This is a genomic window from Streptomyces sp. NPDC088732, assembly GCF_044751205.1.
Taxonomy (GTDB): domain Bacteria; phylum Actinomycetota; class Actinomycetes; order Streptomycetales; family Streptomycetaceae; genus Actinacidiphila.
On the sequence record NZ_JBIVLI010000005.1, the window covers coordinates 131,668 to 144,319 of the forward strand.

Below are 12,652 nucleotides of genomic sequence, written 5' to 3' on the forward strand. Positions count from 1 at the left end.
GTCACAGCCCGTCGGCCAGCACCTCCGCGAGGTGCCGGGCGGGTACGCCCGCGAGCTGGGCGATCTGGGTGCGGCAGGAGTAGCCGTCGGCGAGGACGGCGGTGCCGGGGCGGGCGGCGCGCAGCGCGGGCAGCAGCTGCTCCTCGGCGCAGGCGACGGAGAGGTCGTAATGGCCGCGCTCGAAGCCGAAGTTGCCCGCGAGACCGCAGCAGCCGGCGGAGAGTTCCCCGGTGAGGCCGGCGCGGGCCCGCAGCCGGCGGTCGGGGCCGTCGCCGAGGACGGCGTGCTGGTGGCAGTGCGTCTGACCGGCGACGGGCGCTGCGAGCCGGGGCGGGGCCCAGCCGGGGGCGAACTCCTCCAGGGCCTCGGCGAAGGTGCGCACGGAGGAGGCCAGCGCGCGGGCGTCGTCCGTGCCGAGCAGTTCGGGCAGGTCGGTGCGGAGCGCGGCCGCGCAGCTGGGCTCCAGCACCACCACCGGCAGCCCGGCGCCGAGGACCGGCCGCAACCGGTCCACCGTGCGCCGCATGACGGCACGGGCCTGGTCGAGCTGGCCGGTGGAGACCCAGGTCAGGCCGCAGCAGACGGCCCGCGGGGGCAGGACCGGCCGGAGCCCCGCGGCTTCCAGGACGCGCACCGCGGCCCGGCCGGTCGCGGGGGACAGGCGGTCGGTGAAGGTGTCCGGCCACAGGAGAAGATCTCCCGCGGCCGGGGGGCCCGGTGGCCGGTGCGTCCGCCGCCACCAGCGGGTGAAGGACTCCTCGGCCAGCCGCGGCAGTGCCCGCTCCGGCGCGATGCCGGCCGCCCGCCGGGCCAGCGCCGCCAGCGGGCGTACCCCGGCCAGCGCGTTGAGCGTGCCCGCGAAGGGGCCGGCCGCGCGCAGCCACACCGGCAGGCGCCCCAGCGCGTAGTGGGCGGCGGGCCGCAGGCGCCGCCGGTAGTGGTGGTGCAGGAACTCGGCCTTGTACGTGGCCATGTCGACGCCCACCGGGCAGTCGCTGCGGCAGCCCTTGCAGGACAGGCACAGGTCCAGCGCGTCCAGGACCTCCGGTGAGCGCCAGCCGTCCGTGACGACCTCGCCCGCCAGCATCTCGTGCAGCAGGCGGGCCCGGCCCCGGGTGGAGTGCCGTTCCTCGCCCGTCGCGCGGAACGAGGGGCACATCACGCCCGCGCCCTGCGGCGGTTCGGCCTCTCGGCACTTGGCGACGCCGACGCAGCGGCGCACGGCCGTGGCGAAGTCCCCGCCGTCGTGCGGATATCCGAAGGCCACCTCGACGGGCTCCTTGGGCAGCACGGCGAACCGCAGGCCGGTGTCCAGCGGTTCCGGCCGCACCAGCATGCCGGGGTTGAGGCCGCCCGCCGGGTCGAGCAGGTCCTTGAACCGGCCGAACAGGCCGACCAGTTCGGGCCCGTACATGCGCGGCAGCAGCTCCGCGCGCGCCTTGCCGTCCCCGTGCTCGCCGGACAGCGAGCCGCCGTGCGCCACCACCAGGCCGGCCACGTCCTCCGAGAAACGGCGGAACCGCGCCACGCCCGCGTCGCGCACCAGGTCGAAGTCGATGCGCACGTGGATGCAGCCGTCGCCGAAGTGCCCGTACGGGGCGCCGCGCAGCCCGTGCGAGGCCAGCAGGGCGCGGAAGTCCCGCAGGTAGGCGCCCAGCCGGGCGGGTGGTACGGCGCAGTCCTCCCATCCGGGCCACGCCTCGGTGCTCTCGTCCGGCCCGGTCCTGATGCGCGTCGCCGTGCCGGCCGCGTCCTCCCGCAGCCGCCACAGGGCGCGTTGCGCGGCGGGATCGGTGATGACCGCGGAGGCCAGGGCGCCGTCGGCGCCCGCCAGCCGGCGCAGCGCGTTGGCCTCGCCGACGCCCGGCATCTCCACGAAGAGCCAGGCCGCGCCCTCGGGCAGCAGCTCGTTCCGGCCGCCCGTGGGGCCGCCGACCAGGTCGGCGGCCATTCCCTCGACGGTCAGCGGGCCGTACGGCAGCAGCGCCGGGGCCGCGTCGGCGGCGGCGCCCTCGTCCGGGTAGCCGAGGACGAGGAGCACCCGCACCGGCGGCGCCGGCACCAGCCGCACCTCCGCCTCGGTGACGACCGCGAGTGTGCCCTCGCTGCCGGTCAGGGCGCGGGCCAGGTCGCGGCCCCGCTCGGGCAGCAGCGCGTCCAGGGCGTAGCCGGAGATGCGGCGCGGCAGGTCCTGCGGGTACCCGGTGCGCAGCAGTGCCAGATGCGCGTCGGCGAAGGCCCGCACGTCCGCCCGGACCGGGTCGCGGGTGCGCAGCGGGTCGCCTCCGTAGGTGAGCGCCTCCAGTCCGCGCACGTTGTCCGCGGTGGTGCCCCAGGCGACCGAGTGCGTGCCGCAGGCGTTGTTGCCGATCATGCCGCCGAGGGTGCAGCGGGCGTGCGTGGACGGGTCGGGGCCGAAGGTCAGTCCGTGGTCGGCGGCGGCGCGCCGCAGGTCGTCCAGGACGACACCGGGCTGCACGCGGGCCGTCAACGCGTGCGGGTCCAGTGACACGATCCGGTGCATGTGCCGGGTGAAGTCGAGGACGACCCCCGTCCCCGTCGCCTGTCCCGCGATCGACGTGCCGCCGCCGCGCGGGACCACCGGCACCCCGTGCTCCCGGCACACCGCGAGCGCCGCCGCCACGTCCTCCGCGTCCCGCGGCGCCACCACGGCCAGCGGGACACGCCGGTAGTTGGACGCGTCCATCGTGACCAGCGCCCGGCTCTGCGGGTCGCAGGCGACCTCGCCCCGTACGGCCCGCTCCAGCGCCCGGCGCAGATCCTCCGTCATGCCCCCAGCCTGCCCCACCGCCGCGCATGTCTCACCGCGTGGACTACTCCCCGAAACCACGCCGTAACGCACTACGCTGCGAACGTGGCCGAGATCCAGATCCCCGCTGACATCAAGCCCGCCGACGGACGTTTCGGTTCGGGCCCCTCCAAGGTGCGGCCGGAGGCGCTCGACGCGCTGGCCGCGACCGGCACCTCGCTGCTGGGCACCTCTCACCGGCAGGCTCCGGTGAAGAACCTGGTCGGCCAGGTGCGCGACGGCATCAGGCAGCTGTTCTCCCTCCCCGAGGGCTACGAGGTGGTGCTCGGCAACGGCGGTTCCACCGCGTTCTGGGACATCGCCACGCACGGACTGATCGAGCGGAAGTCCCAGCACCTCAGCTTCGGCGAGTTCTCCTCGAAGTTCGCCAAGGCCGCCAAGCTCGCGCCCTGGCTGGACGAGCCGACCGTGATCGCCGCCGACCCGGGCTCCCACCCGGACGCGGCCGCCGAGGCCGGTGTCGACGTCTACGCCCTCACCCACAACGAGACCTCCACCGGTGTCGCGATGCCGCTGCGGCGCGTCGCGGGCGCCGACGAGGGCGCGCTGGTCCTGGTGGACGCCACCTCCGGCGCGGGCGGCCTGCCCGTGGACGTCACCGAGACCGACGTCTACTACTTCGCCCCGCAGAAGTCCTTCGCCGCCGACGGCGGCCTGTGGCTCGCGCTGTTCTCGCCGGCCGCGCTGGAGCGCGTCGAGCGGATCGCCGCCTCCGGCCGCCACATCCCGGCGTTCTTCGACCTGCCGACCGCGATCGACAACTCGAAGAAGAACCAGACGTACAACACCCCCGCGCTGGCCACCCTCTTCCTGCTGAACGAGCAGCTGGAGTGGATCAACGGCCAGGGCGGCCTGGAGTGGGCCGTCTCCCGCACGGCCGACTCCTCCTCGCGCCTGTACACCTGGGCCGAGAAGTCCGAGCACGCCACGCCGTTCGTCTCCGACCCGGCCAAGCGCTCCCAGGTCGTCGGCACCGTCGACTTCGCCGACGGCATCGACGCCGCCGCCATCGCCAAGGTGCTGCGCGCCAACGGCATCGTCGACACCGAGCCGTACCGCAAGCTCGGCCGCAACCAGCTGCGCGTCGCGATGTTCCCGGCCGTCGACCCGGCCGACGTGGAGGCGCTGACCGCCTGCGTCGACTACGTCGCCGAGCGGCTCTGACCCCAGCGGTACGCGAAGCCGGTGGGCGCCGCGCCCACCGGCTTCCGCGCGTTCAGGACGGGCGGCGGCCCCGGCGCAGCAGCCGGCGGCCCGCCACGACGACCGCGGCCAGTGCGGCGATGGTCAGGGCGCCGACCGCGAACTGCCCCATCGAGCGCGGCCCGACGCCGTCCGAGCCGTCGCCCGCCGCCTGCGCCCCGCTGCCGGAGCCGGACGACGAGCCGGACGGGGAGGCGCCGGCCTTGCTGACGTCGTCCGGGCGGTCGTCCCCCGTCAACGGGACGCGGTAGACCTCGCTGTCCTCGCCCTCGCTGCCGTACATCAGGTCGCGCCCGTCGGTGGTGAAGGTCACCGACTCGCCCTGCCGCTGCAGCGGCACGTGCATCTGGTCGATGCGGTGCGGGGTGCCGTCGGACCAGCGGTACATGAGGGCGCCGAAGTAGCCGCGCAGCACCAGGCGGCTGCCGTCGGGGGAGAAGGCGCCGTCGGTGATCCACAGCGGGATGTCGGCGGTCCGCCGGAAGACGTTCGTGCCGGAGGAGCTCAGCCGGGCCGGACCCTCGTAGAGCGCGCCGCCGTCCTCGTTCTTGCTCGCGATCCAGACCCGGCCGGTGCGCGGGTCGACCATCATCGCCTCGGCGTTGCGCGGCCCGGCGTCGTACTTCACGACGTACTGGGTGGCCTTCACCGTCTGGTCGGCCAGGCGCTTCGGCTCCGGGAAGCGGTAGATCCACACGTACGGCCAGCTGCCGCCGAGGTTGTCCCCGATGTCGCCGACGTAGATGTCGCCGTCCGGTCCGATGGAGATCGCCTCGACGTCGCGCGGACGGCCGACCCCGCGCATGGTGACGGTCGCGACGGTCTTCCCGGTCGCGGAGTCCACGGCGTAGACGTACGGGCCGTCGGAGCTGTCGTTGTGCGTCCAGTAGACCCCTTTGTGCAGCCGGCTGGCGGCCAGGCCGCTCGACTCGGTGATCCGCGGGTCCGTCATCGTGAAGGCCAGGGACTCGCCGTCGCTGTCGGCCGCCGCCGCGCTGCCGGCGAGGCCGGGAAGGCCGAGGAGCGGGACCGTGACGAGTGCGGAGGCCGCGGCGGCGGCGAACAGAGGACGCATGCGCATGCGCCCAGCCTGCCAGGTGAGCGGCTCAGCCGAAGTCCGGTGCAGCGGTACGGCTGCGCTTCAGTTCGAAGAACGCGGGGTACCCGGCCAGCAGCCGCACCCCCTCGAAGACCCGCAGGGCCTCCTCGCCGCGCGGCACGGAGGTCAGCACGGGCCCGAAGAACGCGACCCCGTCGATGTGGATCGTGGGGGTGCCCACCTCCTCGCCGACCGGGTCCATGCCCTCGTGGTGGCTCTTGCGCAGTTCCTCGTCGTACGCGGTGCTCCCCGCCGCCTCCGCGAGCGCCTCCGGCAGTCCCGCCTCGGCCAGCGCCTCGCGCAGCAGCGCGTCGGAGACGGGCCGGTCCTGGACGTGCAGCCGGGTGCCGAGCGCCGTGTACAGGTCGCGCAGCACCTCCTGTCCGTGGTGGTGCGCGGCGGCGACGCAGACCCGCACGGGGCCCCAGCCGGTGCGCAGCAGGCGCTCGTAGCGCTCCGGCAGGCCCTCGCGGCCCTCGTTGAGCACGGACAGGCTCATCACACGGAAGCGCAGGTCCAGGTCGCGCTGCCGCTCGACCTCCAGGATCCAGCGGGAGGTGATCCAGGCGAAGGGACAGACCGGGTCGAACCAGAAATCCACGGAATGCGTCACGGCCACGACACTAGGAGCGCAACGGCCCAGTGGACAGGGCCACTTCGGCTGCGGTGCGATGGGCCAATCCCGGGCCGGGCCGGAGTGCCTATCATCTCGTCTATGTCACGGCTGTCCCGAGCGTCCCGCCCGCCCCGCACCTCCTGGATGTTCGTCGGCGACTCCATGACCATCGGCAGCGCCGGCGACCTCACGTGGCGCTACCGCATGTGGCGGCATCTGAGCTCGCTCGGCGAGCCGTTCGCGGTGGTCGGCCCGCGCACCGCGCTGTACGACGCGGCGGCCGACGCCGCGGTCTCCCACGCCTACGGCGACCCGGCCTTCCCGGAGGAGGCGCGCCGCCACCTGGCGGGCTGGGGCGAGGGCTGGCTGCACATGGCGCCGCTGATCGAGGACGCGGTGCGCGAGCACGGCGCGGACGTGCTGCTGGTCTCCCTCGGGCTGATAGACCTCGGCTTCTACACCGACCCCGCGCAGACCGAGGAGAACCTGCGGCTGTTCGTCGAACGGGCGCGGGCCGCCAACCCCCGTGTCGCGGCGGTGCTGTTGCCGGTGATCCCCAACACCCGCTGCGTTCAGGACCCCGGATTCGCCGCGCAGTGCGAGGAGTTCAACACCCGGGCCGCCAAGGCCGTCGCGGACCTGGGCACCCCGGCGTCGCCCCTGCTGATGGCGTCCCGCCCGGCCGGCTGGGACCTGGACCGGCACACCTGGGACGGCACCCATCCCAGCGCCGCCGGGGAGCATTTGCTCGCCGCCGCCTTCGCCGACGCGATGCACCAGGCGTGGGGAACCGGGGCGCCGTACCGGGGCGTCTGACGGGCCCTCGGAACGGCCCTTGATTCGAGCGCACTCGAAGAGCTTGGGTGGTGCCCCATGGAGTACACACAGCTCGGACGCACCGGACTCAAGGTCAGCCGGCTCGTACTGGGAACGATGAACTTCGGCCCGCAGACGGACGAGGCCGACAGCCACGCGATCATGGACGCCGCGCTCGACGCGGGCGTCAACTTCTTCGACACCGCCAACGTCTACGGCTGGGGCGAGAACAAGGGCCGTACCGAGGAGATCATCGGTACCTGGTTCGCCCAGGGCGGCGGCCGCCGTGAGAAGACGGTCCTCGCGACCAAGGTGTACGGCAATATGGGCGCCGACGGCACCCCCTGGCCCAACGAGGACAAGCTCTCCGCGCTCAACATCCGCCGCGCGTGCGAGGCGAGCCTGAAGCGCCTGGGCACCGACCACATCGACCTCTACCAGTTCCACCACGTCGACCGCGCGACGCCGTGGGAGGAGATCTGGCAGGCCGTCGACGTCCTGGTGCAGCAGGGCAAGGTGCTCTACGCCGGGTCGTCGAACTTCGCCGGCTGGCACATCACCCGCGCCAACGAGGCCGCCGCGCGCCGCGGTTCGCTCGGCCTGGTCAGCGAGCAGTGCCTGTACAACCTGGCCGAGCGGCGCGCCGAGATGGAGGTCGTCCCGGCGGCCGAGGCCTACGGGCTGGGCGTCATCCCCTGGTCCCCGTTGCACGGCGGCCTGCTCGGCGGTGCCCTGCGCAAGGAGCGCGAGGGCGGCGGTGCCCGCTCGACCTCCGGCCGCAGCGCCGACACGCTGAAGGACCCCGCCGTGCGCGCCCAGGTGCAGAGTTACGAGGACCTGGTCGACAAGGCGGGCCTGCAGCCCGGCGACGTCGCCCTGGCCTGGCTGCTGACCCGGCCCGGCGTCACCGGCCCGATCGTCGGCCCGCGCACCCGCGAGCAGCTCGACTCCGCCCTGCGCGCGGTCGAACTGGAGCTGACGGAGGACCTGTTGGCCGACCTGGAGAACATCTTCCCGGGCACCGGACCCTCCCCGGAGGCCTTCGCCTGGTGACCTGCCCCGCGGCGCGGGCGGCCCCGGCACGGACACCGTCCGTGCCGGGGCCGCCCCGTCCGGCGCAAGCGCCCTGGTCCGGTCGCAGATTCACCCGGCCGGGCGCACGATGAGGATATGACGACAGCCAAGCAGATCATGCATCCAGGCGCCCGTGCGATCCCGGCGACCGAGAGCCTCGACCGGGCCGCGCAGCTCATGCGCGAACTCCACGTCGGAGCGCTTCCCGTCCACGGACCGGACGACCGGATGATGGGCATCATCACGGACCGCGACATCGTCGTGAAGTGCGTGGCGGCCGGCCGTGATCCGTCGAAGGTCACCTGCGGGGACCTCTGCGAGGGCACCCCGCGGTGGATCGACGCGGGAGCGGACGTCAACGACGTGCTGAGCGAGATGGAGACCCACCGCATCAAGCGGCTTCCGGTCGTCGAGAACAAGAAGCTCATCGGGATGATCACCGAGGCCGACCTGGCCCGGCACCTCACCGACGAGCAGATCGCCGAGTTCGTCGCGAACGTCTACGCCGAGACCTGAGCCGGGCTCCGGCCCGTCCCGCCGCCCCGGCCGGCTGCCGGGCCCGCCGACCCGTCGTCAGCGGATCAGCGCGCCCACGATCACCACGATCACCAGCAGGGCGAGGGCGGCGGTCATCACTCGGGTTCGGGTCTTCGGATCCACACAACGAGGTTAACCCCAGCGGTTCAGTGCCCCAGCGGGCAGGTCCGCAGTCGCTCGTAGCGGGGCTGTGCGCCCGGCACCCCAGGTGCGGGCGGACGGCTCCGCACGAGGGCGACGGAGTCGGCCTCCCACGGGGTGCCCCGGAAGGCGGCGAGCGCGTCCGTGAAGGGCCGCAGGCCCACCCGGCCGCGGTGACCGCGCTGCCGGGCCAGGGTCAGATGGGCATGGAAGCGGCTGTGCTCGTCCTCGTAGTGGACGCCGGCCCTGCGGGCCGCAGCCTGGGCGGCCTCCGCGACACGGGCCATCTCCAGGCCGTCCCCGGCTCCCGGGCCGTCCTGCCCGTCCAGTCCCGCCCACAAGGTGCGGTCGCCGAAGCGTCCGCCCCCGGCCAGGCCGGTGCGGTACGGCTGATGGCGCCTGGCCGCCCGGTCCAGGCGCTCGGCGAGCGCGGGCAGCAGGTCCTCGCCGACCTCCCCGAGGAACGCCAGCGTGATGTGCCACCCCGCAGGGTCCGTCCATCTCAGCCCGTCGGCGTCCGGCAGGGCGCGCAGCGCGGCCACCGCCTCGCCGAGTTCCGCCAGCGCCGCCCTGGGGGGCATGACCGCCACGAACAGCCTCATGCCCCCAGGGTCCCGCTGTCCGCGTCAGTCCGCGATGTCGCCGTAGCCCTCGACCTCGCGCGGGTCGCGGGGGCCGGGGCCCACGTAGCGGGCAGACGGGCGCACCAGGCGGCCGGTGCGCTTCTGCTCCAGGATGTGCGCCGACCAGCCGGCGGTGCGGGCGCAGCTGAACATCGACGTGAACATGTGCGCCGGGACCTCGGCGAAGTCCAGCATGATCGCCGCCCAGAACTCCACGTTCGTCGCCAGCACGCGGTCGGGGCGCCGCGCGTGCAGCTCCTCCAGCGCGGCCTTCTCCAGCGCCTCGGCGATCTCGTAGCGGGGCGCGCCCAGCTCACGGGCGGTGCGCCGCAGCACCCGCGCGCGGGGGTCCTCGGCGCGGTAGACGCGGTGGCCGAAGCCCATCAGGCGCTCGCCCTTGTCGAGGGCCTGCTTCACGTACGCCGTCGCGTCGCCGGTGCGCTCGATCTCCTCGATCATGCCCAGCACCCGCGAGGGCGCGCCGCCGTGCAGCGGTCCGGACATCGCGCCCACCGCGCCCGACAGGGCGGCGGCCACGTCGGCGCCGGTCGAGGCGATGACCCGGGCGGTGAAGGTGGAGGCGTTCATGCCGTGCTCGGCGGCGGACGTCCAGTAGGCGTCCACGGCCTTGACGTGCTTGGGGTCGGGCTCGCCGCGCCAGCGGATCATGAAGCGCTCGACGACGGTCTCCGCCTTGTCGATCTCGCTCTGCGGCACCATCGGCAGCCCCTGGCCGCGGGCGGACTGCGCCACGTAGGACAGCGCCATCACCGCGGCCCGCGCCAGGTCCTCGCGTGCCTGCTCGGCGTCGATGTCCAGCAGCGGCTTCAGGCCCCACACGGGGGCCAGCATCGCGAGCGCCGACTGCACGTCGACACGGATGTCGCCGGAGTGCACGGGGATCGGGAAGGGCTCGGCCGGCGGCAGGCCGGGGTTGAAGGCGCCGTCGACCAGCAGGCCCCACACGTTGCCGAAGGAGACATGGCCCACGAGGTCCTCGATGTCCACGCCGCGGTAGCGGAGGGCGCCGCCTTCCTTGTCGGGTTCGGCGATCTCCGTTTCGAAGGCGACGACTCCCTCGAGTCCGGGTACGAAGTCGGACATCAGGCGGCTCCTCTTGATGCGGTCGACGATCGGCGTGGGCGGTGCTTGTGGCACAGGGGTGTGGCACGGAGTGCCCGAACGATATCCCCGGGCGGCCGTCGGCGCTGTGTGCCGACGGATACCCGGCCTGTAAGTCTGTCCCCTCCCACGGATGGCGTGAAGCGTGAGGTGGGGCACATAATTCGCGGCACACCGTGCCGCGGGACGGCCGCCGTACTGCAAGATGTGGCGGGTGCAGCACCTCCATCACGATCCCGCCGCCATGCGCAAGCAGTACCGCACCCGCGGACTGGCCGAGGACGAGCTGGCCGCCGACCCGTACACGCAGTTCGCGCGCTGGTTCGCCGACGCCGTGAACGGCGGTATCGACGAGCCCAACGCCATGGTCGTGTCCACCGCGGACGCCGAGGGGCGGCCGGGTTCCCGGACCGTCCTGCTCAAGAGCTACGACCACCGCGGCTTCGTCTTCTTCACCAACTATCGGTCCAGGAAGGGCCGCGAGCTCGGCGAGCGGCCGTACGCCTCGCTCCTCTTCCCGTGGCACCCGATCGCCCGGCAGGTCATCGTCGGCGGCCGGGTGGAGCGCGTGACGCGGGAGGAGACCGAGGCGTACTTCCGCAGCAGGCCGCACGGCTCCCGCATCGGGGCCTGGGCGAGCGAGCAGTCCAGCACGATCGCCTCGCGGGAGGAGCTGGAGCGCCGGTACGCGGAGCTGGCCGAGCGCTGGCCGGAGGACGCGGACGTACCGGTGCCCCCGCACTGGGGCGGCTTCCGGGTGGTCGCGCGGACCGTGGAGTTCTGGCAGGGCCGGGAGAACCGGCTGCACGACCGCCTGCTGTACGAGGCGGACGGCGGGACTCCGGCGGAGGGCGGCTGGACGGTGCGGCGCCTGGCGCCGTAGCCGCCACGGGCCCGCAGACGCAGGCGACCCGCGGGCTGCTCCCTGGACGGAGGCCGTCCAGGCATCGGCCGGACGTATCCGACGAGCCCGCGGGTCGGGTGACTGCGATGGATTGGCCCGCGTCGCGCATCGCGCGCAGGCGAGGAGCGCGGTGCTAGCCCGCAGCCACCTCACGCGTCCGATGGGAACTCATTCTCCGGACCACCTCCCTTCGTGTGTGCTCGCCACTCTAGGAACGGGTCCGCCCCGCCACAACCCATTTATTGCGTCCCCCTTTAATGCACCCGCCGCCGGTGCGCACCGATTTCGGCGAACCGGCTGTGTCCTGGGTCACATCCGGGTTGAATGTTCCGACGTGCAGTCATTCGATGCGACGCCGCAGCTGCTCGCCGCGCTCCTCGACGGCATGGAGGCCGGACTCTGTGCCTTCGACCGCGACGGAGTGATCACGCACTGGAACTCCGAGGCCGTGCGCATCCTGGGCTGGACGCCCGAGGAGGCCGTCGGCCGCAAGGGCTTCGCCGGCTGGGCGGCCCGCACGGCCGACGCCGAGGAGGTCCGCACCCGGCTGCTCGCCGTGATGGACGCCGCCGGGCGGCAGGTGCACGAGTTCGCCCTGCTGACCAAGGACGGCCGCCGGGTGCTGGTACGCACCCAGTCCGCCGCCGTCCAGGGTGCCGACGGGCGGCCGGCCGGGGTCTACTGCGCGTTCTCCGAGGTGCACGCGCAGATCGACCTGGAGCGCTCGATCGCGCTCAGCGAGGCGCTGTTCGACGACGCCTCCTCCGGTGTCGTCCTGGTCGACGCGGACCTGCGCCCGGTCGTCGTCAACGCCTACGCCGCCCGCGTGCTGCACACGAGCCGGGACGCCCTGCTGGGGCGGCCGCTGGGCGACTTCCTCGACCAGGGCGTGGAGGAACTGGAGTCCGCGATGCAGCACGTGCTCGCGGAGGGCGCCCCTCCGGCGCCGTCCGAACTGTGGGTCGGCCTGCGCGAGGAGGGCGGCACCCGCTGCTGCTGGCGCAGCAGCTTCGTGCGGCTCGGCTCGCCGCTGGGGGAGGAGCCGGTGCCGCTCGGGGTGGGATGGCTCTTCCACGACATCACCGACGCCAAGCTCGCCGAGCAGGAGGCGGCGGTGCTGCGCTTCCGCGCCAACCAGCTGCAGCGGGCGGCCCGGGCGGTCGCCGAGTGCCGGGAGCCGATGGAGGCAGCCACCTGCTACGTGGACTTCGCGCTCGCGGGCTTCGCGGAGAACGCGCTGCTCGACGTGCTCACCGGGGACGGCACCCGGCTGGTGCGCGCCGCCGCCACGCCCCCCGGCGGCGCGGGCCCCTGCCTGCCCGTCGCCGGCGGCATCCCCGTGCGCTACGGGGAGGGCCATCCCGCGCTCCAGGCGGTGGCCCGCACCGGTGCCGTCCGCGCCTCCTTCGGCGCCCTCGCGGGCTCCGAGCCCGCCTCCCGGGCCCAGATCGACGCCTGGTCCGCCGCCCGCCGCTGGCCCGACGGCACCGTGCACGGGCTGTGCGCCGTGCTGCGCAGCCGCGGCCGCACCCTGGGCACGCTCACCTTCCTGCGGGGCATGGGGCGGCGCCCCTTCGACCGCGTGGACGCGGCCTTCGCGGAGGACGTGGCGCTGCGGGTGGCCGCGGCCCTGGACATGGCACCGCGGGGGCGGTAGCGCCTGCCGGGGGAGCCGCGGGGCCCTGCG

11 protein-coding genes are annotated in these 12,652 nt (G+C 74.0%); 6 read left to right on the forward strand and 5 right to left on the reverse strand.

The genetic code is table 11. The features are described 5' to 3' along the window. Position 1: 1 nt before the first annotated feature. Positions 2-2,791, reverse strand: a complete 2,790-nt coding sequence (locus tag ACIP9H_RS10945) for an FAD-linked oxidase C-terminal domain-containing protein (protein ID WP_401958779.1) — start codon at positions 2,789-2,791, stop codon at positions 2-4. Between the two features lie 84 nt (positions 2,792-2,875). Here ACIP9H_RS10945 and serC point away from each other — a divergent pair, with 84 nt between their 5' ends. Next, positions 2,876-3,994 (forward strand): phosphoserine transaminase, encoded by a 1,119-nt coding sequence (gene serC, locus ACIP9H_RS10950; protein ID WP_360901084.1) that lies wholly within the window; start codon positions 2,876-2,878, stop codon positions 3,992-3,994. A 52-nt stretch (positions 3,995-4,046) separates the two neighbouring features. Here serC and ACIP9H_RS10955 read toward each other — a convergent pair whose 3' ends face one another. Beyond that, complete coding sequence (locus ACIP9H_RS10955; RefSeq protein WP_401958995.1) at positions 4,047-5,108, reverse strand: hypothetical protein; 1,062 nt, start codon at positions 5,106-5,108, stop codon at positions 4,047-4,049. A 31-nt stretch (positions 5,109-5,139) separates the two neighbouring features. Beyond that, positions 5,140-5,745: a DsbA family protein gene (locus ACIP9H_RS10960; RefSeq protein WP_401592494.1), complete on the reverse strand. Its 606-nt coding sequence runs from the start codon at positions 5,743-5,745 to the stop codon at positions 5,140-5,142. 147 nt (positions 5,746-5,892) lie between these two features. Between ACIP9H_RS10960 and ACIP9H_RS10965 the strand changes: the two genes are divergently transcribed. The 3 genes from ACIP9H_RS10965 (at position 5,893) to ACIP9H_RS10975 (ending at position 8,154) form a co-directional block, all read left to right on the forward strand. Further along, positions 5,893-6,564 (forward strand): GDSL-type esterase/lipase family protein, encoded by a 672-nt coding sequence (locus ACIP9H_RS10965; protein WP_401592596.1) that lies wholly within the window; start codon positions 5,893-5,895, stop codon positions 6,562-6,564. 57 nt (positions 6,565-6,621) lie between these two features. Then, positions 6,622-7,617, forward strand: coding sequence for an aldo/keto reductase (locus ACIP9H_RS10970; RefSeq protein WP_401592496.1), 996 nt, complete (start codon positions 6,622-6,624; stop codon positions 7,615-7,617). Between the two features lie 117 nt (positions 7,618-7,734). Next, positions 7,735-8,154, forward strand: coding sequence for a CBS domain-containing protein (locus ACIP9H_RS10975; RefSeq protein WP_360901092.1), 420 nt, complete (start codon positions 7,735-7,737; stop codon positions 8,152-8,154). 167 nt (positions 8,155-8,321) lie between these two features. On the opposite strand, the gene thpR is transcribed toward ACIP9H_RS10975, so the two are convergent. Beyond that, positions 8,322-8,918 (reverse strand): RNA 2',3'-cyclic phosphodiesterase, encoded by a 597-nt coding sequence (gene thpR / locus ACIP9H_RS10980; protein WP_401592499.1) that lies wholly within the window; start codon positions 8,916-8,918, stop codon positions 8,322-8,324. 24 nt (positions 8,919-8,942) lie between these two features. Next, positions 8,943-10,043, reverse strand: a complete 1,101-nt coding sequence (locus ACIP9H_RS10985; RefSeq protein ID WP_401592501.1) for a citrate synthase 2 — start codon at positions 10,041-10,043, stop codon at positions 8,943-8,945. A 262-nt stretch (positions 10,044-10,305) separates the two neighbouring features. Here ACIP9H_RS10985 and pdxH point away from each other — a divergent pair, with 262 nt between their 5' ends. Together pdxH and ACIP9H_RS10995 are read left to right on the forward strand one after the other, a co-directional pair. Next, entirely contained in the window at positions 10,306-10,944 is a 639-nt protein-coding gene (gene pdxH / locus ACIP9H_RS10990; protein ID WP_401592598.1) for a pyridoxamine 5'-phosphate oxidase, read from the forward strand. Positions 10,945-11,299: 355 nt separating this feature from the next. Then, positions 11,300-12,622 carry a PAS domain-containing protein gene (locus tag ACIP9H_RS10995; RefSeq protein WP_401592503.1) on the forward strand — a complete coding sequence of 441 codons (1,323 nt, stop codon included), beginning with the start codon at positions 11,300-11,302 and terminating at the stop codon, positions 12,620-12,622. Positions 12,623-12,652: the final 30 nt, after the last annotated feature.

What these genes read in the sequence shown, in the direction of transcription:
- ACIP9H_RS10975 (WP_360901092.1), top strand. Translation starts at nt 7,735, where the DNA reads ATGACGACAGCCAAGCAGATCATGCATCCAGGCGCCCGTGCGATCCCG.
- ACIP9H_RS10985 (WP_401592501.1), bottom strand. Translation starts at nt 10,043, where the DNA reads ATGTCCGACTTCGTACCCGGACTCGAGGGAGTCGTCGCCTTCGAAACG.
- thpR (WP_401592499.1), bottom strand. Translation starts at nt 8,918, where the DNA reads ATGAGGCTGTTCGTGGCGGTCATGCCCCCCAGGGCGGCGCTGGCGGAA.
- ACIP9H_RS10970 (WP_401592496.1), top strand. Translation starts at nt 6,622, where the DNA reads ATGGAGTACACACAGCTCGGACGCACCGGACTCAAGGTCAGCCGGCTC.
- ACIP9H_RS10955 (WP_401958995.1), bottom strand. Translation starts at nt 5,108, where the DNA reads ATGCGTCCTCTGTTCGCCGCCGCCGCGGCCTCCGCACTCGTCACGGTC.
- pdxH (WP_401592598.1), top strand. Translation starts at nt 10,306, where the DNA reads ATGCGCAAGCAGTACCGCACCCGCGGACTGGCCGAGGACGAGCTGGCC.
- ACIP9H_RS10965 (WP_401592596.1), top strand. Translation starts at nt 5,893, where the DNA reads ATGTTCGTCGGCGACTCCATGACCATCGGCAGCGCCGGCGACCTCACG.
- ACIP9H_RS10945 (WP_401958779.1), bottom strand. Translation starts at nt 2,791, where the DNA reads ATGACGGAGGATCTGCGCCGGGCGCTGGAGCGGGCCGTACGGGGCGAG.